This is a genomic window from Marinobacter sediminum (genome assembly GCF_016820575.1).
In the GTDB taxonomy this organism is placed as follows: Bacteria; Pseudomonadota; Gammaproteobacteria; order Pseudomonadales; family Oleiphilaceae; genus Marinobacter; species Marinobacter sediminum.
On sequence record NZ_JAEMQH010000002.1, the window covers coordinates 1,190,710 to 1,212,260 of the forward strand.

General features: G+C 56.7%; 20 protein-coding genes and 2 tRNA genes. 6 read left to right on the forward strand and 16 right to left on the reverse strand.

The features are described 5' to 3' along the window. Window positions 1–3 precede the first annotated feature (3 nt). From FGO67_RS12160 to FGO67_RS12175, 4 genes are all read right to left on the reverse strand, one after another. A complete protein-coding gene (locus tag FGO67_RS12160; protein WP_203300929.1) occupies window positions 4–798 on the reverse strand; it encodes an MOSC domain-containing protein in 795 nt (264 codons plus the stop codon). 135 nt (window positions 799–933) lie between these two features. Next, window positions 934–1,009, reverse strand: a tRNA-Gly gene (locus tag FGO67_RS12165). Between the two features lie 148 nt (window positions 1,010–1,157). Further along, window positions 1,158–1,880 carry a murein L,D-transpeptidase catalytic domain family protein gene (locus tag FGO67_RS12170; RefSeq protein WP_203300930.1) on the reverse strand — a complete coding sequence of 241 codons (723 nt, stop codon included), beginning with the start codon at window positions 1,878–1,880 and terminating at the stop codon, window positions 1,158–1,160. Between the two features lie 134 nt (window positions 1,881–2,014). After that, window positions 2,015–2,617, reverse strand: a complete 603-nt coding sequence (locus FGO67_RS12175; protein WP_203300931.1) for a DUF924 family protein — start codon at window positions 2,615–2,617, stop codon at window positions 2,015–2,017. Window positions 2,618–2,717: 100 nt separating this feature from the next. Here FGO67_RS12175 and FGO67_RS12180 point away from each other — a divergent pair, with 100 nt between their 5' ends. From FGO67_RS12180 to FGO67_RS12190, 3 genes are all read left to right on the forward strand, one after another. Beyond that, window positions 2,718–3,089: a sirohydrochlorin chelatase gene (locus FGO67_RS12180; RefSeq protein ID WP_203300932.1), complete on the forward strand. Its 372-nt coding sequence runs from the start codon at window positions 2,718–2,720 to the stop codon at window positions 3,087–3,089. A 71-nt stretch (window positions 3,090–3,160) separates the two neighbouring features. Next, window positions 3,161–4,063, forward strand: coding sequence for a TIGR01777 family oxidoreductase (locus tag FGO67_RS12185; RefSeq protein ID WP_203300933.1), 903 nt, complete (start codon window positions 3,161–3,163; stop codon window positions 4,061–4,063). Between the two features lie 121 nt (window positions 4,064–4,184). Further along, a tRNA-Glu gene (locus FGO67_RS12190) sits at window positions 4,185–4,260 on the forward strand. A 26-nt stretch (window positions 4,261–4,286) separates the two neighbouring features. On the opposite strand, the gene ccoM is transcribed toward FGO67_RS12190, so the two are convergent. Beyond that, window positions 4,287–4,460 (reverse strand): cytochrome c oxidase subunit CcoM, encoded by a 174-nt coding sequence (ccoM, locus tag FGO67_RS17300; protein ID WP_338039567.1) that lies wholly within the window; start codon window positions 4,458–4,460, stop codon window positions 4,287–4,289. A 217-nt stretch (window positions 4,461–4,677) separates the two neighbouring features. Between ccoM and FGO67_RS12195 the strand changes: the two genes are divergently transcribed. Genes FGO67_RS12195 through pta form a run of 3 tightly spaced genes read left to right on the forward strand, consistent with a single transcriptional unit; the run spans window position 4,678 to window position 10,497 of the window. After that, window positions 4,678–7,095, forward strand: coding sequence for a bifunctional diguanylate cyclase/phosphodiesterase (locus FGO67_RS12195; protein ID WP_203300934.1), 2,418 nt, complete (start codon window positions 4,678–4,680; stop codon window positions 7,093–7,095). A gap of 21 nt (window positions 7,096–7,116) precedes the next feature. Beyond that, window positions 7,117–8,310, forward strand: coding sequence for an acetate kinase (locus FGO67_RS12200; protein WP_203300935.1), 1,194 nt, complete (start codon window positions 7,117–7,119; stop codon window positions 8,308–8,310). Window positions 8,311–8,334: 24 nt separating this feature from the next. Beyond that, a complete protein-coding gene (gene pta, locus FGO67_RS12205) occupies window positions 8,335–10,497 on the forward strand; it encodes a phosphate acetyltransferase (protein ID WP_203300936.1) in 2,163 nt (720 codons plus the stop codon). A 17-nt stretch (window positions 10,498–10,514) separates the two neighbouring features. Here the strand turns inward: pta and der are convergent, their stop codons facing one another. The 11 genes from der to iscR form a co-directional block, all read right to left on the reverse strand. Then, window positions 10,515–11,936, reverse strand: a complete 1,422-nt coding sequence (der, locus tag FGO67_RS12210; protein WP_203300937.1) for a ribosome biogenesis GTPase Der — start codon at window positions 11,934–11,936, stop codon at window positions 10,515–10,517. 57 nt (window positions 11,937–11,993) lie between these two features. Continuing rightward, window positions 11,994–13,160 (reverse strand): outer membrane protein assembly factor BamB, encoded by a 1,167-nt coding sequence (bamB, locus tag FGO67_RS12215; RefSeq protein ID WP_203300938.1) that lies wholly within the window; start codon window positions 13,158–13,160, stop codon window positions 11,994–11,996. 5 nt (window positions 13,161–13,165) lie between these two features. Next, complete coding sequence (locus FGO67_RS12220) at window positions 13,166–13,819, reverse strand: YfgM family protein (protein WP_203300939.1); 654 nt, start codon at window positions 13,817–13,819, stop codon at window positions 13,166–13,168. Window positions 13,820–13,861: 42 nt separating this feature from the next. Beyond that, on the reverse strand, window positions 13,862–15,142 hold the full coding sequence (gene hisS, locus FGO67_RS12225) for a histidine--tRNA ligase (RefSeq protein WP_203300940.1): 1,281 nt from the start codon (window positions 15,140–15,142) through the stop codon (window positions 13,862–13,864). A gap of 52 nt (window positions 15,143–15,194) precedes the next feature. Next, a complete protein-coding gene (gene ispG / locus FGO67_RS12230) occupies window positions 15,195–16,313 on the reverse strand; it encodes a flavodoxin-dependent (E)-4-hydroxy-3-methylbut-2-enyl-diphosphate synthase (RefSeq protein WP_041343536.1) in 1,119 nt (372 codons plus the stop codon). 35 nt (window positions 16,314–16,348) lie between these two features. Continuing rightward, window positions 16,349–17,338 carry a RodZ domain-containing protein gene (locus tag FGO67_RS12235; RefSeq protein WP_203300941.1) on the reverse strand — a complete coding sequence of 330 codons (990 nt, stop codon included), beginning with the start codon at window positions 17,336–17,338 and terminating at the stop codon, window positions 16,349–16,351. Beyond that, on the reverse strand, window positions 17,328–18,137 hold the full coding sequence (gene pilW / locus FGO67_RS12240) for a type IV pilus biogenesis/stability protein PilW (RefSeq protein ID WP_203300942.1): 810 nt from the start codon (window positions 18,135–18,137) through the stop codon (window positions 17,328–17,330). Before pilW ends, FGO67_RS12235 begins: the two co-directional genes overlap by 11 nt. A 41-nt stretch (window positions 18,138–18,178) precedes the next feature. Beyond that, window positions 18,179–19,291: a dual-specificity RNA methyltransferase RlmN gene (rlmN, locus tag FGO67_RS12245; protein WP_203300943.1), complete on the reverse strand. Its 1,113-nt coding sequence runs from the start codon at window positions 19,289–19,291 to the stop codon at window positions 18,179–18,181. Window positions 19,292–19,351: 60 nt separating this feature from the next. After that, window positions 19,352–19,780, reverse strand: a complete 429-nt coding sequence (gene ndk / locus FGO67_RS12250; protein WP_041338786.1) for a nucleoside-diphosphate kinase — start codon at window positions 19,778–19,780, stop codon at window positions 19,352–19,354. A 68-nt stretch (window positions 19,781–19,848) separates the two neighbouring features. Continuing rightward, complete coding sequence (locus tag FGO67_RS12255) at window positions 19,849–20,997, reverse strand: IscS subfamily cysteine desulfurase (RefSeq protein ID WP_203300944.1); 1,149 nt, start codon at window positions 20,995–20,997, stop codon at window positions 19,849–19,851. Between the two features lie 19 nt (window positions 20,998–21,016). Then, window positions 21,017–21,514: a Fe-S cluster assembly transcriptional regulator IscR gene (gene iscR, locus FGO67_RS12260; protein ID WP_041338790.1), complete on the reverse strand. Its 498-nt coding sequence runs from the start codon at window positions 21,512–21,514 to the stop codon at window positions 21,017–21,019. Window positions 21,515–21,551 lie beyond the last annotated feature (37 nt).

The window sequence follows — 21,551 nt, forward strand, 5'->3', positions numbered from 1 at the left end:
GTATTACTCCGTTTTGATCGTGGTGATTGAATCGCCAACTTGAATTCGACCCGCCGAGTCGTGAACGGCGTTCATTCCAAAGATGACCCCGTCTTCAGTTCGTCGGTAGCCAGACAGGGTTTTTAGCGGTTGTGTTGCAGGATCTTTAACCCCGAGATCAGGATCGACCGTGGTCATGGCGCAACGAGAGCACGGCTTGACCAAACTTAGCCTGCAAGCTCCCACATCAAGCTCACGCCAGTGATCTTCGTCCCAGGGGGCAGCGCCCTGAACAACCACATTGGGCCGGAACCGGCGCATTTCCACGGGCACCTGCAAACGGCTGTTAAGCTCTTCCAGGGACGACAGATTGGTAATCAGGAGCGGGAATCCGTCGGCAAAACTGACTCGACGTCGATCTTTTACCCGCTCCGGGTCCACTCGCCGAAAGGAGTCGTCAGGCATATAGACAAAACGCACGGAGCTGGAACAAAAGCGGCTTAGCGCTTCGCTGGCATCGGGCTGCCCCAGCAGCGCTGATGTCCAGTCGCGCCAGACCAGCGTTGTGATGCGCTCACTGCTTGGCTTCAGCGTGAAACTGCCTTGCCCGGGAATGCCCAACTGCACCTGCCCTTCGACCAGCGACACCTGGATATTGGCAAGCTCTGGATGGGAACGCTGGGTGACGAAGTGACCTTCTTCATCGACAATCATCCAGCGACGATCGCCGGCAGGACCAAAATCATCCAGATCAAGCTCATCCACACAGATACCGGCCAGGGATTTCACCGGATACACCCAGAGAGAATGGACTTTCATGCGGTGGCGCTCCCAACCTGTTTATTAATCGCCTTTGAGGCTGGCGATTATAACTGACCAGGCAGGGTAACGCCGAACTTGCTGTGGCCTGAAACGAAAAAACCCGGCTTCTTTCGAAACCGGGTTTTTAAAATCTGGAGCGGGAAACGAGATTCGAACTCGCGACCCCAACCTTGGCAAGGTTGTGCTCTACCAACTGAGCTATTCCCGCAATGCTGTTCGGTTCATGCCGACAACGGAGGCGTATTCTACGGATCAGAGCTTGGCCGTCAACCTCTTTTTCTCAAGTTTTTCGATGTTTTTTTCTCTTCTGAGCCAACCTGTTTATGGAGTGAACAACTTGCCCAAAAGCTGATCACTTACCCCTGCTCACCGGGACCGGCATCGTTATTGGCAACAGCCCCACCGCCACAATTGAGGTAGTTCGAGCTGTGGAGCCAGTCCTGATCCGGGTAAAACTTAAAGACCAGCTGGCCGCCCTTGAGATTATCCACCACCCGCTCGATCACCTGGTTATCAACCGCCGGGCAACCATGACTGCGACCGATCCTGCCGTACTTATTCACCCAAGACTCATTCACATAGTCCGCACCATGAATCACGATTGCTCGACGCCGGGCGTGATCATTGATGCCCGGCTCCAGTCCATCCAGGCGTAGCGAGTACCCGTGCTTGCCGTAATAGGATTCGCTGCCGCGAAACAAACCGATGCTGGACTGATAACTCCCTTCCACATTGGAAAAGACTGTGGACTCGAAGTTACCAGAATTCTTTCCATGGGCGACAAGATCCCGAAGCACCAGCCCACCCTGCTCCAGATCAAAGATCCACAAGCGTTCACGACTGGATGGCAGTGAAAAGTCGATCACTGCCAGCCGCTGTGGCATCTCCACACCAGAGAACACCGCACAGCGGGACGCATTGAACGCGGTTTCGAGCACAACAGGATCAAGCTCCGGCGCCGCCTTGGACATCCGATGCAGCAAATCGTCGTCCAGGGAAGCGCCCTGAGAAAACGACGGAATCACCACTGAAACCGCCAAAAAAAGCCCGGAACGCAAAAAACGCCCTGCAGTAAACATCCGAATTCTTCCCCAAATATTTACAGGCATACGGTGCGCATACCCACGTCACAAGAGTTGCGCATTTTATCAAGCTATTCCGGCTAACGGGTCACAATGTACATTTCTTATACAAACTGAAAAGAGGCCGGATATCATTGGCCAAATGTTCTACCGCCCGCCAGGTACTCTTTTTCGGGATCGCTGGATGTTCGTCCCAATGCCTTATTGCGATGAGGAAAACGCGAGAACCGCTCGATAATTGCCTTATGGTCCCGGGCGGACTGCGCAAAACTCTGAAGGAAGTCTCCCAACAGTCCCGGCGTGGAGGCCGCCAGCTGCTCATAACAATCCACCGAGGTTCGTTGGTCCTCAAGACGCTCTGAGTGTTGCAGGGGCATATAGAGAAAGGCCCGCTGAAGGGGTGGCAGCGCCATGTCCTGACCTCTAGCCATTGCCTGCCGGCAGAGCTTGCGAGCCTGAGCGTCCTGATCAAAGGCCATACCGGCGCCACGAAAGATATTTCGCGAGAACTGATCGAGCAGAAGGATCTCTGCCAGCACGCCTCCCGGCTCACTCCGCCAATGGTCCAGCCCCTGCTCTGAGGCAAACAGCACCATCGACATAAAACGGCGACGGATCTCCTGATCAAACTTGCGATCGGCTCGGAACCATCGATTTCGGTGTACTCGATCGGACAGGCCATCGGCATCCAGTTCGCCAAACCAGAAATCCAGAATCTCTTTCCAATCGAACATAAACCAACACCCTGCTATTTTTAACGTTTGTGAACCGACTGTTTAAGCCACAGCGCGGGTTTACGACCAACATCCCAGAACTGATGACTCAGGAGCACAGATGAGCAATCGCATTATTCTGTTAGCACACGGCAGTAGTGACAAGCGCTGGTGCGAGACATTCGAGAACCTCGCTACCCCTACCCTTACCGCCGTCGCCGACTCGCGCATTGCCTACATGGAGCTGGCTGAACCTTCACTGGACAATATCGTGGCAGAAGGCGTTAAGGACGGAGTGCATCAGTTTACGATTGTCCCCCTGTTCCTGGCAGCGGGCCGGCACCTGCGCAAGGACGTCCCTGCTATGATCAAAGGGCTCGAGGAAACGCACGGAGTCACTATAAAACTAGCACCGCCAATCGGCGAAAACCCGCAACTTGGCGAAGCCATTAAAGATGTCGTTATGCATCAGCTAAGCGCCATCAAAGGCTGAATTCCAGCGCAGCAGGCGCCCCTGATCACCGGGCGCCCCTTTAGGGATGTAGAGCAAGGAGGACAAAAGCCATGAAAAAACGCATTCTTGTTACCGGTGGCACCGGCTTTATTGGCAAAGTCCTGTGCCCCGAATTACTGAATCGGGGCTACGAATTGACTGTACTCAGCCGTCAGAACCCCGACGATGTGCGAGCTGCCTGCGGGCGAGTAGAAACCACGAAAGACCTTAACCAGCTCCGATCCCACCCTGGCTTCGACGCCGTTATTAACCTCGCAGGAGAAGGCATTGCTGATAAGCGCTGGTCTGATAAGCGAAAGCAGGAACTCAGAGACAGCCGCATCGGCATCACCGAAACGCTGGTCGATGTAATCCGAAGCTGGGAGACTCCGCCTGAAGTGATGGTTTCAGGATCCGCGGTCGGCTTCTATGGCGATCAAGCCGATGCCGAAGTCACAGAACAGACCAAACCCCACGATGAGTTCACCCATCAGCTCTGCCGAGACTGGGAAAATGCAGCCCTGGCGCTGGAGCAGGACAAGGTCAGGATTTGCCTGTCCAGAACCGGCGTTGTCGCTGGGCCAGGCGGCGGCTTTCTGGCGCGAATGGTGACACCTTTCAAGCTGGGGCTGGGCGGCAGGCTGGGAGGCGGCCGCCAGTACATGCCCTGGGTGCACCGGGATGACGTAGTCGGAGCACTTATATGGATGCTGGAACAGGACAACGCCTCGGGCCCCTACAATGTAGTCAGCCCCAATCCGGTCACTAATGCCAAATTCACTCAATGCCTGGGCAAAGTGGTTCGACGCCCAACCCTGTTCCCTGCTCCAGCCCCGGTTCTCAAGATTGCCTTGGGAGAAATGGCGGGACTGCTGCTGACTGGACAAAAGGCCAAACCGGCTCGACTAACCGCACAGGGTTTTGAGTTTCGGTTTCCTGAGCTTCAGGCGGCGCTGGAGGATTCGGTGCGCTAGTGAGCCCGAAAAAAGGGAATGGCTAAATTAATTCATTTTTTTTGGAAAAATCGTTGACACACCCAGGAGCCTTACTTAATATACGCGCCACCTCGACGAGGCAAGCTTTTGAAAACGTTGCGTCCCCTTCGTCTAGTGGCCTAGGACTCCGCCCTTTCACGGCGGCAACAGGGGTTCGAACCCCCTAGGGGACGCCATTTCTTTTTGCTTGTTAGAACGCCTATTAGATTGGCGTTCTGTCAGACGGCATTTTCTTTCCTTCGTTCTGACCATGGACCCTTTGGTCCTTGATTACGAACAGCGCTATTCCCACAAAGAATCCCAACACCATAAGTACTGCTACAATCCCCGCGATTACGATAGCATCCGTGTACATCTGAACCCTCCGGTTTTCCATTGCTGCTTTCTCCCCAAACTACCGGACAGCGACACGGCCAACCTTGATTCAAATCAACTGAGCCGATTTCGTAGCTCTCAACATTTACTGAGCCGGCACACATTTCTCTCTATTTATCCTATATTTGCACGACAGTTGAAACAAACTACTGCTATAGTCCAACAGGTAGCGGCTCGTACGCACCTATAAACCAGACTGGGTGGCAGAAGTTTACGGCATGCCAAAATTGTCGACGCGTCTCCAACGATTCCGAAAAGGTTCTCCCCTGTCCTTCAGGCTGCTGGCCTGGATACTCCTATTCAGCTCGGCATTCACCCTGATTGCCTCCGGTATCCAGATCTACACCGACTACAGGAAAGACCTGTCCCAAATCGACAACCGCATGAACGTTGTCGAGGCTGGCTATTCTTCCAGCCTTGCCAGAAGCCTGTGGGCACTGGACCAAAAACTGCTGCAGACTCAGATGGAAGGTATTCTGAGCCTGCCAGACATCGTTCATCTCCGACTGCGCATCGAGCCAGATTCCGAACTGGTCATGGGCGATATTCCACGCGGCGCACAAACCCGTTCTCACAGCTTCAGGCTCGTTCACAAGGGGGACGAGATGTTCGAGCTCGGAGAATTGACCGTCACCGCCGATCTGGAGCGGGTTTATGAGGAAATGGAACACAAGGTTGGCATCATCCTCGCCACCCAGTTCCTGAAAACCTTTTTTATCTCCATCCTGATCATCTTGATCTTTCAGCACTTCGTCACCCGCCACCTTTCAACCATGGCCGATTACGCCCGGGACTTCTCCCTGTCGAATCTTTCCCGACCACTGGAGCTTGATCGCCCCCGAACTCCGTCCAACGAGAGAGATGAACTCGGTCGCGTTACCGATGCCATTAATCAGATGCGGGAGCGCTTGAACGATGACGTTGCCCGCCAAGAGCGGGATGCTGCTGAAATTCGCAAGTTTTCCAAAGCTATTGAACAGAGCCCTTCCTCTGTCCTTATTTGCGATCGGCAATGGCGGGTTGAGTTTGCCAATCATAAATTCACTCAGCTAACCGGCTACAACGCCTCCTCAATTATTGGCAAACACCCGGGCGCACTCAGTGAAAACGACCTTGAGAACCGTGAAAGCCGGCACCTGTGGCAATCCATCCGACTTCAGGTTCAACGGGTCGGTGTCTGGCAGGGCGAGGTCAACAGCATTCGAAAGAATGGCGAGCGATTCTGGGAACAACTCATCGTCACCCCCATCAAGGACAGCGGTAGCGAGACCACCGGCTACCTGATTCTCGGTGAAGACATCAGTATTCGAAAGCGTTACGAGCAGCAACTTCTGCGACAGGCCAACTACGACATCCTGACCGGCCTTCCCAATCGCATGCTGGCACTTGACCGCCTCAAGCTTGCACTGGCTCAGGCCCGTCGTGAAAACACCCAGGTCGGGGTAATGTTCCTGGATCTCGATAATTTTAAACACATCAATGACACCCTGGGCCATGACGCGGGCGACAACCTGCTGATCGAGGCCGCCCGCAGAATTTCCAGCTGCCTGCGTGGCACCAGTACCGTAGCCCGGCTGGGCGGGGATGAATTCCTGGTGATTCTACCCGGACTGACCGGCCCTGATGACTCCTCACAGGTCGCCGAGCGCATTCTGAAGACCTTTTCGCCACCCTATATCCTGAATAACCAGGAAGTGTTCATCACCACCAGTATTGGCATCGCCGTATTCCCCGTCGACTCCGACAACAGCGGCACCCTACTCCAGCACGCTGACGCAGCCATGTACCAGGCCAAGCATAAAGGCAAGAGCGCCTACGCCCATTTCGCTCCGGAAATGACCGAAGTTTCCCATGAGCGCCTGCAAATGGAGTCACGCCTGCGTCGGGCGATGGAGCTCAAGGAGCTTGAACTTTACTACCAGCCAATCGTTCACACCGACTCAGGCAACCTTGTTGCAGTCGAAGCACTGCTGCGCTGGAACAATCCCACCATGGGCATGGTCATGCCGGACCGTTTTATTCCGCTGGCTGAGGAAACCGGCCTGATCATCCCAATCGGCGAATGGGTGTTGGAGGAGGCCTGCAAGGCCGCGGTTGAATGGAAAGAGATTGCCGGAAGGAATATCGGCATTGCGGTGAACGTTTCTCCTCGACAGTTCAGAGATCCACGCTTTACCGACGCAGTCATGCAGGCACTGGACAACAGTGGCCTTGAAGCAGAACAGCTCGAGCTTGAAATCACAGAGCGGCTGATTTTGGACAATTCCATCGAAACGGCCGAAATCCTGCGCCTGCTTGACCGGGAGGGCATTCGCCTGTCCGTTGACGACTTTGGTACCGGGTATTCGGCACTCAGCTACCTGAAGAGTTATCCCTTCGACACCCTGAAAATCGACAAATCCTTTGTGCAAGACGTTATGAAGGAGCCGGAGGACGCGTCGCTGGTTCGGGCCATCATTAACATGGCCCATAGCCTGGGGCTTCGCGTGATTGCCGAGGGCGTTGAGGATGAACCCCAGACCCACTTCCTGAAAGCCGAAGGGTGTGATTTCTCCCAGGGTTATTTCTATAGCCACCCGCTGCCCGCCGCAGAATTTGAAGCCTGGCTCAAGACCAACCAGCGCGTGCAGATCTGATCCATCAGGACCCCTCGAACCATGGATGCCAGCCTACTCGTCATCAATTGCGGTAGTTCATCGCTGAAACTGGCCGTTTTTGACGACCAACACCGCAAGCGTGCCTCCGCCCTCGCGGAACGCCTGAACAGCAAGAATGCCTTTGCCCGGATCGCCGGTAGCGAACAGGCGGTGCCACTGCCCTCCGGCGCTTCCCACGAAATTGCCCTCGGCACCCTGATCAAGGCCTTGAAGGACCGGGCCATAATGGCGAACGATCCATGTGCCATTGGCCACCGGGTTGTCCATGGCGGAGAAACCTTTCGTGAGGCAGCCCTGCTCAACGACGAGACCATCGCCGCTATCGAGGACTGCGCCAGCCTGGCCCCCTTGCACAACCCGGTGAACCTCGATGGAATCTTGGCAACGCGAAGCCTGTTTCCAAGCGTGCCGCAAGTTGCTGTCTTTGATACCGCATATCACCAGACCCTACCGCCCAGAGCCTTTCTGTATGCCCTGCCCGAGACTTACTACCGCGACTGGGCCGTCAGGCGGTATGGATTTCACGGCACCAGCCATTACTTCATGGCCCACGAAGCAGCCCGGCTGCTGGGGCGAACACCTGCAACCACATCCATCATCTCGGCCCATCTTGGTAACGGCTGCAGCATCACCGCAATTCGCGATGGCATAAGCGTCGATACCAGCATGGGATTAACGCCACTGGAAGGCCTGGTAATGGGCACTCGCAGCGGTGACGTGGACCCAGGCCTGTTCGACTTCCTGGCCGGCAAGGGTATCTCTGCAAAAGACATCAACGAGGTTCTAAACAAGCAAAGCGGATTGCTGGGGCTGTCGGGCCAGACCAACGACATGCGCTCCCTCTGCGATCTCGCCGACCATGGCCACACGCCTTCGGCGCTGGCCATCGACATCTTCTGCTTCCGACTCGCCAAGTACGTTGGCGCTATGATGGCTTCACTTACCTCGCTCGACGCCCTGGTCTTCACCGGAGGTATCGGAGAAAACAGTGCCCGTGTCCGGCAACAGACTCTCGGGCATCTCAGTTTGATGGGCTTCCAAATCGACAATGCACTGAATAAGTCCCATGGAGCGCACAGCCAAGGTCGTATTGAGAGCAGCGACTCCCGTTTTCCCGTTCTGGTCATCCCCACTGACGAAGAACTGGTGATCGCCCGGGAGGCGTCACGGCTTGCCACCGGCGGCTCGGTCTAACCCTTTTAATTCCAGGAATCTGTTATGGCAAAAAGTCTGTTTATCGCTCCGACGTCCCTGGACTCCGGCCTGACCTCGGTCTGCCTGGGCCTGCTGCGAGCGCTGGAACGGGTTGGCGTCAGTGTCGGTTTCTACAAGCCGTTCCAGCAATCCGTCCATCAGGGTGAGGCGCTGCACAACAACGGCAAGGATACCTCCGTCGAGTTTATCCGTGCCCGCAGTCACCTCCAGCCACCGGCCCCACTGTCACTGAAAAAGGCCCAGCACCTGCTGAATCGCGGCAAGTCCGACCAGTTGATGGAAACCATCGTCGGCGAGTATCAGAAAGTTTCACAGGATGTGGATGTGGTCATCATCGAAGGTCTGGTCCCGGATCGGACTGAAGCCTACATCGCCCGACTGAATGTGGAAGTTGCTCGCAATCTCGGCTCCGAAGTCATTCTGGTTAGTTCACCGAAGAGCAGTCGCCCGGATGCTTTGGATGGAGAGCTCGACTTCTCCGCGCGGCTGTTTGCCGATCCCTCCGACCCGGACGTAATTGGTGTGATCCTGAACAAGGTTGGCGAACCGGAACGGGACGGCCTGTCAGGGCTCTCGCTCCAGCGCAGCATTGAAGACGAGACATCGCCCACCGATTACCGCAGCCAATGCAAGGTATTTATCGACAACCGATTCCAGTTGCTCGCGGAAATCCCGTGGCAGCCGGAGTTGCTGGCACCCCGAGTCTCAGATCTTGCGCGCGAACTGGACATCCAAATTCTGAACGAAGGTCAGATGCACAAACGTCGGGTCCAATCGGTTTCGGTGGTCGCCCGGTCGATCAGGAACATGGCCGACACTCTCAAGCCCGGCATGCTGTTGGTCACCCCCGGGGACCGAGAGGATATCGTGGTCACCACTGCGGTGGCTGCCCTGAACGGCGTGCCCCTCGCCGGCCTGATGCTGACCGGCGGACTGCTGCCTGATTCTCGTGTTATTGATTTGTGCCGCCGAGCCCTCGATACCGGGTTGCCGGTGCTGGCCTCAGACACCAACACCTATGAAACCGCCCACCTGCTGGCGAACCTTTCCTCTGCGATCCCGGTGGACGATCCCGAGCGGATCGACAGAGCCATGGAAGCCGTTGCCACGCAAATCGATACCGACTGGCTTCAGGATCACCTGAAGGTGCAGCGCCAGCGCCGGCTTTCGCCCCCAGCCTTCCGCCACCAGCTGTCCGAACGTTCAAGAGCTGCCGACAAGCGGATCGTTCTACCGGAAGGCAACGAGCCCCGGACCGTGCAGGCTGCCATTATTTGCCACCAGCGAGGTCTGGCCCGCTGTGTACTTTTGGGCAATCCAAATGAAATCAGAAACGTGGCCAGCTCCCAGGGATTAACACTGCCCGACGATATCGAGGTGATCGATCCGGCCACCGTGCGGGACAACTACATCGCACCCATGGTGGAGCTGCGCAAACATAAGGGACTGGCACCGGATATGGCCCTGGCCATGCTGGAAGACCATGTGGTTCTGGGTACCATGATGGTGGCCCAGGACGAAGCGGATGGCTTGGTTTCAGGGGCGGTCCATACTACGGCCAACACCGTTAGGCCGGCCCTGCAATTGATCAAGACCCACGACCACGCCCGGGTGGTGTCGTCGGTCTTCTTCATGTTGTTGCCGGAGCAGGTTTTGGTGTACGGCGATTGCGCCATCAATCCGGACCCCAATGCCGAGGAACTGGCGGACATTGCCATCCAGAGTGCTGACTCAGCCGAGGCCTTTGGTATCGAGCCCGTGGTTGCGATGATCAGCTACAGTACCGGGGAATCAGGCACCGGACAGGACGTGGAGAAAGTACGTGAGGCGACGAAGATAGCCCAGCAACGTCGACCGGACCTGCTCATCGACGGCCCCCTGCAATACGACGCAGCGGCGATTGAGAGCGTGGCAAAAAGCAAGGCACCAGACAGCAAGGTGGCAGGCAAGGCAACGGTGTTTGTATTCCCTGACCTTAACACCGGCAACACCACCTATAAGGCGGTTCAGCGCAGTGCCAATGTTGTCAGTATTGGGCCAATGCTCCAGGGCCTGAGGAAGCCCGTCAATGACCTCTCGCGGGGTGCGTTGGTGGAAGACATTGTCTTCACCATTGCCCTGACTGCGGTTCAGGCCAAACAGGTTGAGGACGCCAAGGGGGGCTGATCCCAGCCCCCAACTGCTCAGCGTTTGAGGCTTTTTTGGCGGGTTTTCTTGATCCGCCGACCCTTCTTCAGATCGTTGTCCTGCTTTACCTTTTGGCGCGGCGTAAGGCGATCCACCTTACCGGCAAACGGGTTTTCGCCCGACTTGAATTCGAAGCGAATGGGCGAGCCCGTCACCTTCAGGACTTTGCGGAAGGTATTTTCGAGATAGCGCTTGTAGGAGCCCGGCAACGCATCCACCTGGTTGCCATGGACCACGATAACCGGTGGGTTGGACCCACCCTGGTGGGCGAAACGAAGCTTGATCCGGCGCCCGTGAACCATCGGTGGCTGGTGTTGCGCGATAGCGTCCTGCAGGATTGCTGTCAGACGATTGGTGGGCCATTTGGCCATGGCGGATTCATAGCAGTCTTGCACCGAATCGTACATAACCCCAACTCCGGAGCCATGCAGCGCCGAAATGTAATGCTTGTCGGCGTAGTCCAGGAAGTCGAGCCGGCGCCGAACCTGTTCCTTAACCTTGGCCCGGTCGTCAGGATCCATGCCGTCCCACTTGTTCACTGCAACCACCAGCGATCGCCCGGCATCAAGAACAAAGCCAATCAGGTGCAAATCCTGATCGACCAGCCCTTCCCTCGCGTCAATCACCAAAATAACCACGTGGGCGTCATCGATAGCCTGCAAGGTTTTGATGATGGAGAACTTCTCGACGGTTTCCCGAACGTTCTTCCGGCGACGAACCCCGGCCGTATCGATCAGGGTGTATTCGTGCCCCTGGCGTTCGTAAGGAATGTAGACACTGTCGCGGGTCGTTCCCGGCATATCGTAGACCACGACCCGGTCTTCACCCAGCATGCGGTTGACCAACGTGGATTTTCCTACGTTGGGGCGCCCGACCACGCCAATCCGGATACCCGGGTACTTGTCCGCGCGATCGGCAGCTTCACGCTCTTCCTCTGATGGCAGCAACAATTCCAGCATCGACCGGATACCCCGGTTGTGGGAGGCAGCAATCAGGAAAGTAGATTCGTAACCGAGGCTATAGAAATCCGCAGCGGCAATATCAGGGTCTTGGCCATCGGTTTTGTTGACGACCAAGTGCGCCTGCTTGCCTGAGCGGCGCAAGTGGTTGGCGATGGTTTCATCGCCGCCGGTCAAACCGGCACGACCATCCACCAGAAACAGAACGATGTCGGCTTCTTCCACCGCCTGCATCGACTGCCGCGCCATTTCCGCATCGAGACCTTCTTCGTCACCGGTCAGACCGCCGGTATCAATGACAATGAAGCGCTGACCCTCATAGTTACCCTCACCATACTTGCGATCGCGGGTAAGGCCGGGAAAATCCGCGACCAGTGCATCCCGGGACCGGGTCATCTGGTTGAAAAGCGTCGACTTGCCTACGTTTGGGCGGCCGACAAGGGCAATAACTGGGGTCATAATAGATCGCTACAAAAAAAGGAAAACAGCCCGGCGTCGTCGCCAGGCTGGAGAAATTCACTCAACGGGACGGAGTTTAAACACCGTCATATCACCGCTGTTACCAAAGACCAGCAGATTACCATTGCGCAAGCGTTGTGCGGGTACGCGTATACCCTCATCATCGAATTCAAGCTGTCCCTGCAGACTGCCATCCTTGCTGTCCAGAATGTGCAGATAGCCCTCGAAGTCGCCGGTGACCAGATAATCATCCACCACCATGGGCTGGGTCAGCTGACGCCAGGCCAGACGATCCTGAACCCAAAGCTCACGGCGATCAGAACCACGAAGGGCTACGATTTCACCATTGGCGGAGGCCAGATAGATATTACCGTCGCCAATCATCGGCGAATACAGACTGGAGGCTTTACGACTCCAGATTTCCTGGCCTGTGCGGATGTCCACCAGGGCCAGTTTGCCCTGATAACCCACCGCCAAGAGGGCGGAATCAATAACCAGGGGCTGGCCAGTGATGTCGACCAGGCGCTCCAGTTCCGTACGCCCCTGAGGCTCACCGACTTCGTACTGCCACAACGGTTGACCAGCCTCGGCGCTGAGCGCAATCAGCTTGCCGTTGGCAAACGAAGCAATCACCACATCGCCTCCCACCAGCGGCGCCGCTGCAGCACGCATGGACAGGACCGGCACAACGCCATCGTATTGCCAGAGTTTTTCGCCATTCGTCGCGTCAAATGCCAGTACCCGACCATCGATGGTCTGCGCCACCACCAGCCGCCCGTTGGACTGCGGGGTTGCCAGCACTTCTGTCGGCAGCGAAGCGCGCCACAGTTCGGTTCCGTCTGCCCGGGACAGCGCCAGCAGGTCAGCGTTACGAGTGGTTAGGAAAAGACTGTCGTTGTCACCGCCAACACCGGCAAAAATCCGATCCTCAAGATCAGTCCGCCAGACAACCTTGCCATTCTCGGCCTGCACCGCATAGATTTCACCGTCGGCGGAGGCAGCGTACAGAATCTCGCCCGTATTCAGGGGCGTGAGATAAAGGTACTCACCATCATGACCGTCACCGACGGACATGCTCCAGACCTGTTTGAATTCAACGGAGCTTTCGATGTCCGGCACCGGCGCCGGTTGCTCGAAGGAATCTGTGGTGCTGCACCCGGCCAACCCGAAAACGGCCAGCATGCCGGTGGCGAGGAGCGCGCGAACACACCTGGTGCGAGACATCCGCATCAGGCATCCTCCCCTACACCAAGATCAGACAGCTTCAGCTCGAGGATGCCACTGCGGCCCTGCTGACTCTGCTCTCGTGCGGCCAGATAAGCGTCACGGGCGCCGTCTCGATCACCCTGTGCCAGCAAAATATCGCCACGGAGTTCCGAGAAGATGGCGTTGAAACTGTCGGCATCAGCCGCCTCATCAATGGTGGCCAGTGCTTCGTCATACTGACCGGCATCAAACTGAGCGCGGGCCAGACGGCTGCGCACAACCAGGGTCAGAGCCTGCTGTTCACCACTCTTCTCGAGAGCCCATTCAAGCGATTCGACGGCGGCTTCAGATTCTCCGTCCATCAGCTGCTGACGTGCCAAGAGCAGGTTGCCATAGACCGCGTAGGCGCTATCGGTGTAGTCGTCACGAAGTGTCTGGGCAACGAAGGCTACGGTTTCACCGCTGGTTTCGTCGGCCTGATCGCTGAAGGCATTCAAGAGGTTGGCGAACTGGTTAGCGGCTTCCGTGCGCTGCTGGGCTTCATGGTTCTGCCAGGCCTGCCAGCCGAACACGATTGCCAGCGCGGCGCCGATACCGATCAGCAGTGAACTACCATTCTTTTTCCACCAGTCCTTGATCGCCTGGACCTGTTCCTCTTCGGTGCGCAGTTCAGCCATGATGACTCCTGTAGTCGAATTCGTTGCTATTTTTGGTAAACGTCAGTGTTTGAGAGCGGCAGCCAGTGACGAAGCCAGCTCATCCCGCGCCAGATCCTGCTGGAGTTCGTCCGAACGCAGGGGTTTAAGCCCTACGCGGCCGTTGGCCACCTCGTTCTCGCCGAGGATAATGGCATAGCGAGCGCCGCTTTTGTCAGCCTTTTTCATCTGGCTCTTGAAGCTGCCACCGCCGCAGTGGGAAACCACCACCGCATTCGGCAGCTCAGCGCGCAGTTCCTCAGCCAATGCCAGCGCCGACGCCAGCGCGCCGTCTCCCATTGCGGTGACGTAGACGTCGGCGTTGTTGTTTACATGCTCGGGAATCAGGTCGAGCGTCTCGAGCAGTAGAATAAGGCGCTCAAGCCCCATAGCAAAGCCGACGGCACGGGTAGGTTTTCCACCGAGCTGTTCCACGAGACCGTCGTAACGGCCACCAGCACAGACAGTGCCCTGGGCACCAAGGCTGTCGGTGATCCACTCAAAGACCGTCTTGCCGTAATAGTCCAGACCACGAACCAGTGCTGGATTAATGGTGTACTCGATCCCTGCCGCGTCCAGCAGCTCACGCAAACGGTCGAAGTGAGCACGGGAATCATCGTCCAGGTACTCGTCAAGGTTCGGAGCATTTTCCAGAATGCTGCGTGTTGCCGGGTCCTTGCTGTCGAGGATCCGCAACGGATTAGTCTCCAGGCGACGCTGACTGTCGGCGTCCAGGTCTGCCTTGTACTGACTAAGATACTCCACCAGGGCCTGCCGGTAGACCTTGCGGGCCTCTGACGTGCCAATGGAGTTGATTTCCAAGCGGGTATGCTCAGCCAATCCCAGCTCACGCCACAGGCGGGCTGTCAGTATCAGCAGCTCGGCGTCGATATCCGGTCCGGCCATGCCGAAACACTCCACACCAATCTGGTGAAATTGACGATAGCGCCCCTTCTGCGGACGTTCGTGCCGGAACATGGGGCCGGTGTACCAGAGTCGACGCGTCTGGTTGAACAGAAGCCCGTGCTCCTCTGCTGCGCGCACACAGCCGGCCGTGCCCTCAGGGCGCAGGGTCAGGCTGTCGCCGTTGCGATCGTCGAAGGTATACATTTCCTTTTCGACAATGTCGGTTACTTCGCCGATGGAGCGCTTGAACAGATCCGTCTGCTCGACGATGGGCATACGGATCTCCTGATACCCATACTGGGCAAGAACCTTTCGTACTTTGCCCTCAACAAACTGCCAAACGGGCGTCTGCTCCGGCAGGATATCGTTCATCCCGCGAATTGCCTGAATCTTAGCCAAGTTAAACCCTTAAACGTATGTCTGGATAATGGTGCCGGAAAACCGTATGAAATCAGCTTCCTGAGCGGGCAATGATAGCGTCTTCCTCTTCCTTGCGACGCGCCACTTCGTCTCGGATCAGGCGCTCAAGGTCGTCGGTAAGGTTCGCATTATCAAGCTTCTGGTTCGGTTTACCCGCCATGTAGAACAGGTTTTTCGGGCTGCCACCGGTCAGGCCGATATCGGCCACCTTCGCCTCGCCCGGGCCATTGACGATGCAGCCAATGATGGCAACGTCCATGGCCGTGTTCACGTCTTCCAGACGCGCTTCCAGATCGTTCATGGTCTGGATAACATCAAAGTTCTGACGAGAGCAGCTCGGGCACGCGATGAAGTTGATGCCGCGGCTACGCAGACGAAGACTCTTAAGAATGTCGTAACCGACTTTCACTTCCTGAACCGGATCAGCCGCCAGGGAAACCCGGATGGTGTCGCCGATACCATCCATCAACAACATGCCCAGCCCAATCGACGATTTCACCGTTCCAGAGCGGAAGCCACCGGCCTCGGTGATACCGAGGTGCAGCGGCTGCTCAATTTGCCCAGCGAGCTTACGGTAGGCCGCCACGGTCATGAACACCTCGGACGCCTTGAGGCTCACCTTGAAGTCCTGAAAATCGTGACGGTCAAGAATGTCGATGTGTCTCATGGCGGACTCGACCAAAGCATCTGCGGTCGGCTCGCCGTATTTACGCTGCAGTTCCTTTTCCAGGGAGCCAGCGTTAACACCAATACGAATGGGAATATTGCGGTCGCGGGCCGCGCTGATCACAGCACTGACGCGGTCTTCCCGACCGATGTTGCCTGGGTTGATGCGAAGGCAGTCAACACCCAGTTCCGCCACCCGGAGTGCAATCTTGTGGTCAAAGTGGATGTCCGCGACCAGAGGCACTGACACCTGCTCGCGGATCTTGCCGAAGGCTTCAGCGGCATCCATTGAAGGTACCGATACACGAACGATATCAGCACCGGCCTCTTCAAGCGCCCGGACCTGGCCAACCGTGGCGTTCACATCCAGGGTGTTGGTGTTGGTCATGCTCTGAACCGCAATCGGCGCATCACCACCAACAGGTACATTGCCCACCATGATCTGGCGGGATTTGCGTCTAACGATCGGGGATTCGTGCTTCATGGATTGCAGACCGATATCAATAAGTTCATCTAGTTTCAATTCGCCAGAGTGAATTCTGAGCGATTGTTGACCACGCGGAAATTGCCCATATCCACTGGCTCGTTTTGAAAACGGATAGAATCGACCGCGGTAACTGCGCCGATCACTACCCGGAGCGGGGCGTCACCGGACACATCAATCCGATCACCGTCCCTTTGCAAAGAGTTTACCAGCCGTTCGCCATCGGCATCACTAACCTGAACCCAGCAATCAGCTCGGAAACTGATCTCCAGCCGGCCGGTTTCTGTCATCGCCACCGGCTCCGAAGGCGCCTGGATGCCCGTTTCCGTGGCCGGTGCGGCTACCGAAGCGGTCTGGACCGGCGCAATTGAGGCGCTGTCGTCTGCGGCGCTGTCCGTCACCGGATCAGCTGTCGGTTCCTGGCCAATGTCTGCCTCAGACTGAGCAACTTCCGGGTCTTCCACAATCGGCGTTGCAGGCTCTTGCGGTTCAGGGGCGGAAGGCTCCCCATTTTCAATCTCGGGCGCAGCCTGCTCCGAGCCGACCGTCGCGGACTCGTCCTGCGCCGGCGCCTCAGTGGCATCCGAAGGCGACGTCATTTCTGATTCCGACAGGACGAATGCAAACACCAGATAACCCGCCAGCGCTGCCACACCAAGCAGCAAGATCACCTTAGCAAGGCGGCGCTTTCTCCGGCGCCGACGTTCAATGTCGACCAGAGGATTGGCTTCAACTTCCTGCTCCCGCTTCTGGCGCAGCGGCTCCAGCTCGCGGTCCAGATCGGCAACAATCTTGTTATCGTCCAATCCCACCTGGCGGGCATAGGCTCTGACATAGCCTTTCAAGAACAGTTCGCTGTCTACTTGACCGTATTCTCCGGCTTCAATGGCCTGAATTACGGCGGGCCGAAGGTGCTGGGCCCGGGCGACGTCACTGTCACTCAATCCTCTTTGTTCGCGTGCCCGCTTCAGCTGCAGGCCCACCGGATCGCTGGTCATAACTTCAAGGTTTTCTTCATTTGCCATTGGACATCAGTGCCTTATATTGCTGATATTCAACTGACTCCGGGAAATTATTCTTGAGCTGCAGGGCCAGGCTGGCTTCCTGATTTCGGTTATCCAAATGATGGGCGATGCGAATACCGGTCAGCAGACTTTCCGGAGAATGCCGCAGGCGGTTGTTTTTCTGCATCATCATTGAAAGGCGGGCGTAATAGCGCGACGCAGCATTGAAGTCACCCTGCTCTGCCAGCACTCGTGAAAGGGCCAACAGTGATCGGGCGTCACCTCGGGTCAGTTCAACGGCTCTGCGGTAGGACGCCGTGGCACCCTCGATATCCTGCAAACGCTCCTGGGTCATGCCCAGATTGAAGAACACCGAGCCCCGATCTTTGTATTCGGTATCTCGTGAGGCCAAACGGAATTGATCAACGGCCTCATCCATCCGGCCCTGGCCGTACAGAAATGCACCGTAGTAAACCCGTGCGCGGGTATAATCAGAATCCGAGGAAATCGACCGCTTGAAGCTCTTCTCGGCCAGTGCGGCTTCACCCTCAGCATTGTAGATCAGGCCCATGGCGGCCAAGGCCCCGGCGCTGTCGGAATCGAGATCAAGCGCACGCTCAAGGTGATGGCGCGCTCGTTCGAGGTTGCCCTGCCCGATGTAGGCGGTCGCCAACTGAACGTAATCAGCGATGGCTTCCTGTCGGTCCGCCTCCCGGGAGAACCGACTGTCGGTAGTGGTGACACAGCCTGCAACCAATAGGGCGACCAATGTCAGGGCCGCTACGACAGCAAAACGCGAGCTCGTTGATCTATGGGTCACAGTTGTGCATTCCTCGCTACTTGTTTGTTGTCAATTCCGTTTCAGGGGTTTACCTGGCGCACTTCGATATATCGCTGACTCCGGCGTGTTCTGTCTTCAACCTTACCCACCAGCTGACCGCACGCCGCGTCGATGTCGTCACCGCGGGTCGTTCTGATGGTTGCAATGTGACCTGCCTCGTTCAGCACCTTCTGGAACCGGCGAGTGGCGTTCATGCTTGGCCGACGGAAATCGCTTTCCGGGAACGGGTTAAACGGAATCAGGTTGATCTTGCATGGCAGATCCTTCAGCAGCACCGCCAGTTCATGGGCGTGCTCCGGCTGGTCGTTCATGCCTTCAATTACCGTGTATTCAATGGTTGCCTTGCGCTTGTCCGGCAGCCTTGCAAAGTAGCGCTTGGTCGCGGCCAACAGCTCAGCAATAGGGTACTTCTTGTTGAGCGGTACCAGCTTGTTACGTAGCTCATCATTGGGCGCATGCAATGAAATTGCCAATGAAACATCGCTAACTTCAGCCAGGCGATCCAATGCCGGGACAACACCGGAGGTACTCAGGGTTACCCGGCGCTTGGAGATACCATACGCCAGATCCTCCATCATGAGGTTCATGGCATCAACGACATTGTCGAAATTGAGCAGCGGCTCGCCCATACCCATCATCACCACGTTGGTAATGGGGCGATCAGGGCCGGGCTCGAACGGCATAAAGGCTTTTCTTGCCACCCACACCTGACCGATCACTTCGGCAGCAGTCAGGTTTCGGTTAAAACCGCGTTTACCGGTGGAGCAAAAAGTGCAATCGAGGCTGCAGCCGATCTGTGAGGACACGCACAGGGTTCCACGCTCGCCATCCGGAATCAGGACCGTCTCAACATTGTTGCCATTGTCCATGCGCATCACCCACTTGCGGGTGCCGTCTTTGGACGTCTCGTCGTAAACTACTTCCGGACCGCGAATTTCTGCCACGTCCTTGAGCTTCTCCCGCAGGGATTTGCTCATATTGGTCATTTGATCGAAGTCATCGGCACCACGCTGATGAATCCATTGCAAAACTTGTGTGGCACGAAAACGTTTCTCGCCCAGGGACTCAAAGAAAGCCTCAAGTTTTGCTTTCGGCATCCCCAGAAGATTCGTTTTTTCAGCGGCCGCTGTCATCTTATAACCTCGATCAAATAACCAATTCGGGGGTGGCATCGCCACCCCCGATCAACAAAATCAACCGCGCGGGCAGATCTCGTTGTCATTGAAAAAATACGCGATTTCACGCTCTGCAGACGCTGCAGAGTCGGAGCCGTGAACGGCATTGGCATCGATGGACGATGCGAAATCAGCGCGGATAGTTCCGGCTTCAGCTTCCTTCGGGTTAGTTGCACCCATCAGGTCACGGTTCTTGAGGATGGCGCCTTCGCCTTCCAGAGCCTGAACAACAACCGGTCCAGACGTCATGAACGCAACCAGGTCGTTAAAGAACGGACGCTCTTTGTGCTCAGCGTAGAAGCCCTCGGCTTGCTCCTGGGTCAGGTGCATCATCTTGGCGGCAACAATGTTCAGGCCAGCCTTTTCAAAACGGCTGTAAATTTCGCCGATTACGTTCTTTGCAACCGCGTCGGGCTTGATAATAGAGAGCGTGCGCTCATTTGCCATGATCTTTCTCCAGTAAGGTTCGGGTTAAAATTCAGGCCTGCGATTATACGCAGTCCAGGGCCAACTGCCTACCGCACTGCACGCAGGCGGCTAATAACATCAACAATTTGGGACGCGGCGAAGGTGGCCTCTTCGGCGGTACTGAATCGGCCAAAGGAAAAACGCAGTGCCCGATGGGCCAGCTCATCACTCAAGCCGATACCACGCAGCACAAAGGACGGTTCAATAGTCGCCGAGGCGCAGGCCGATCCTGATGAAACCGCGAGATCCCGCAGGCCCAGCATCAGCGATTCCGCCTCAACTCCCTCAAACGCCAGATTGATGATACCGGGGACCCGGAATTCACTGCTGCCATTAAGGGTGACACCATCAAGATCCGAAAGCCCCTGCAGAAACGACGCTCTCAACTCCTCCAGGTGCGCCATTTCTGATCCAAGACAATCCTTGGCGATGGCAAACGCCTTACCCATACCGACAATCTGATGAGTCGGCAAGGTTCCTGAGCGCATGCCCCGCTCGTGCCCACCACCGTGAATCTGGGCCTCGATACGGACATCTGGCGAGCGCCTGACATAAAGCGCGCCAACGCCCTTGGGACCGTAGACTTTGTGACCTGACAGAGACACCAGGTCTAACGACAGCGCACTGACATCCACCGGCATCTTCCCGGCTGCCTGCGCCGCATCCACATGAAAAAGAACGCCGCGCTCGCGCAGCATGCGACCAATACCGGCAACATCGGTAACGCAGCCAAGCTCGTTGTTTACCAGCATCAGGCTGACCAGCACGGTATTGTCCCGCAGCGCCTCGGATACCTGCTCAGGCCGGATTCGCCCGTCCGGCCCCGGCGTCAGCCAGGTTACTTCTACCCCATGCTGCTCAAGCCATTTACAGGTATCCAGTACGGCCTTGTGCTCGATAATGGAAGTTACGATGTGCGGATTGTCATGGCCTGCCACCGCACCTTTGATGGCGAGATTGTCGGATTCGGTAGCACCCGATGTCCACACAATCTCCCGGGGATCAGCGCTAATCAGCTCGGCAACCTGCCGACGCGCAGATTCAACCGCAGCCTCTGCCTGCCAGCCATAGGCGTGGGAGCGCGAAGCCGGATTACCAAAAACCCCATCCGGGGTCAGGTATTTCACCATTTCTTCAGCGACAGACGGGTCAACGGGCGTCGTCGCCGCATAATCCAGATATACGGGCTTTTTCATGGGCGTAAGGAGTATAGTTTCAGGCCGGCGCCTGGTCGGACAGGCGTTCGGTATTGATCGTTTCAGAGCCGTTGTCTGACTGACGCTGGTTCTGCCGGTCCGCAACCTGGCGGATTTCCTGCTTTTTCATCAGGTCGCCGAGGCTGATTTCGCTCAGGAACTGATGGATTTGATCGCTCAAATCTGACCACAGGTGATGAGTCAGACATTTCTCGCCCTTCTGGCAATCACCCTTGTTTCCACATCGGGTGGTGTCCAGTGATTCGCTCACAGCGTCCACAACCTCCGCGATGAACACCGCTCCGGCCTCACGGCTGAGGCGATACCCTCCGCCGGGACCACGAACACTGATCACGAGATTCTGTCGACGCAGACGAGAAAAAAGCTGCTCCAGGTAGGACAGCGAGATTTCTTGACGGGCTGAAATATCCGCCAGACTCACCGGCCCCTGATCTCCGTGCAGGGCCAGATCCAGCATTGCCGTCACGGCGTAGCGGCCTTTGGTGGTCAACTTCATAATATCAGCCCCATGATGGGATTGAATCGCGATTCAC

Excerpts from the sequence above, each read along its gene's own strand:
- FGO67_RS12195 (WP_203300934.1), top strand. The coding sequence starts at position 4,678 with ATGCCAAAATTGTCGACGCGTCTCCAACGATTCCGAAAAGGTTCTCCC.
- FGO67_RS12185 (WP_203300933.1), top strand. The coding sequence starts at position 3,161 with ATGAAAAAACGCATTCTTGTTACCGGTGGCACCGGCTTTATTGGCAAA.
- FGO67_RS12180 (WP_203300932.1), top strand. The coding sequence starts at position 2,718 with ATGAGCAATCGCATTATTCTGTTAGCACACGGCAGTAGTGACAAGCGC.
- ccoM (WP_338039567.1), bottom strand. The coding sequence starts at position 4,460 with ATGGAAAACCGGAGGGTTCAGATGTACACGGATGCTATCGTAATCGCG.
- FGO67_RS12200 (WP_203300935.1), top strand. The coding sequence starts at position 7,117 with ATGGATGCCAGCCTACTCGTCATCAATTGCGGTAGTTCATCGCTGAAA.
- bamB (WP_203300938.1), bottom strand. The coding sequence starts at position 13,160 with ATGTCTCGCACCAGGTGTGTTCGCGCGCTCCTCGCCACCGGCATGCTG.
- pta (WP_203300936.1), top strand. The coding sequence starts at position 8,335 with ATGGCAAAAAGTCTGTTTATCGCTCCGACGTCCCTGGACTCCGGCCTG.
- rlmN (WP_203300943.1), bottom strand. The coding sequence starts at position 19,291 with ATGACAGCGGCCGCTGAAAAAACGAATCTTCTGGGGATGCCGAAAGCA.
- FGO67_RS12255 (WP_203300944.1), bottom strand. The coding sequence starts at position 20,997 with ATGAAAAAGCCCGTATATCTGGATTATGCGGCGACGACGCCCGTTGAC.
- FGO67_RS12220 (WP_203300939.1), bottom strand. The coding sequence starts at position 13,819 with ATGGCTGAACTGCGCACCGAAGAGGAACAGGTCCAGGCGATCAAGGAC.
- FGO67_RS12175 (WP_203300931.1), bottom strand. The coding sequence starts at position 2,617 with ATGTTCGATTGGAAAGAGATTCTGGATTTCTGGTTTGGCGAACTGGAT.
- ispG (WP_041343536.1), bottom strand. The coding sequence starts at position 16,313 with ATGAAGCACGAATCCCCGATCGTTAGACGCAAATCCCGCCAGATCATG.
- der (WP_203300937.1), bottom strand. The coding sequence starts at position 11,936 with ATGACCCCAGTTATTGCCCTTGTCGGCCGCCCAAACGTAGGCAAGTCG.
- FGO67_RS12235 (WP_203300941.1), bottom strand. The coding sequence starts at position 17,338 with ATGGCAAATGAAGAAAACCTTGAAGTTATGACCAGCGATCCGGTGGGC.
- FGO67_RS12170 (WP_203300930.1), bottom strand. The coding sequence starts at position 1,880 with ATGTTTACTGCAGGGCGTTTTTTGCGTTCCGGGCTTTTTTTGGCGGTT.
- FGO67_RS12160 (WP_203300929.1), bottom strand. The coding sequence starts at position 798 with ATGAAAGTCCATTCTCTCTGGGTGTATCCGGTGAAATCCCTGGCCGGT.
- ndk (WP_041338786.1), bottom strand. The coding sequence starts at position 19,780 with ATGGCAAATGAGCGCACGCTCTCTATTATCAAGCCCGACGCGGTTGCA.
- iscR (WP_041338790.1), bottom strand. The coding sequence starts at position 21,514 with ATGAAGTTGACCACCAAAGGCCGCTACGCCGTGACGGCAATGCTGGAT.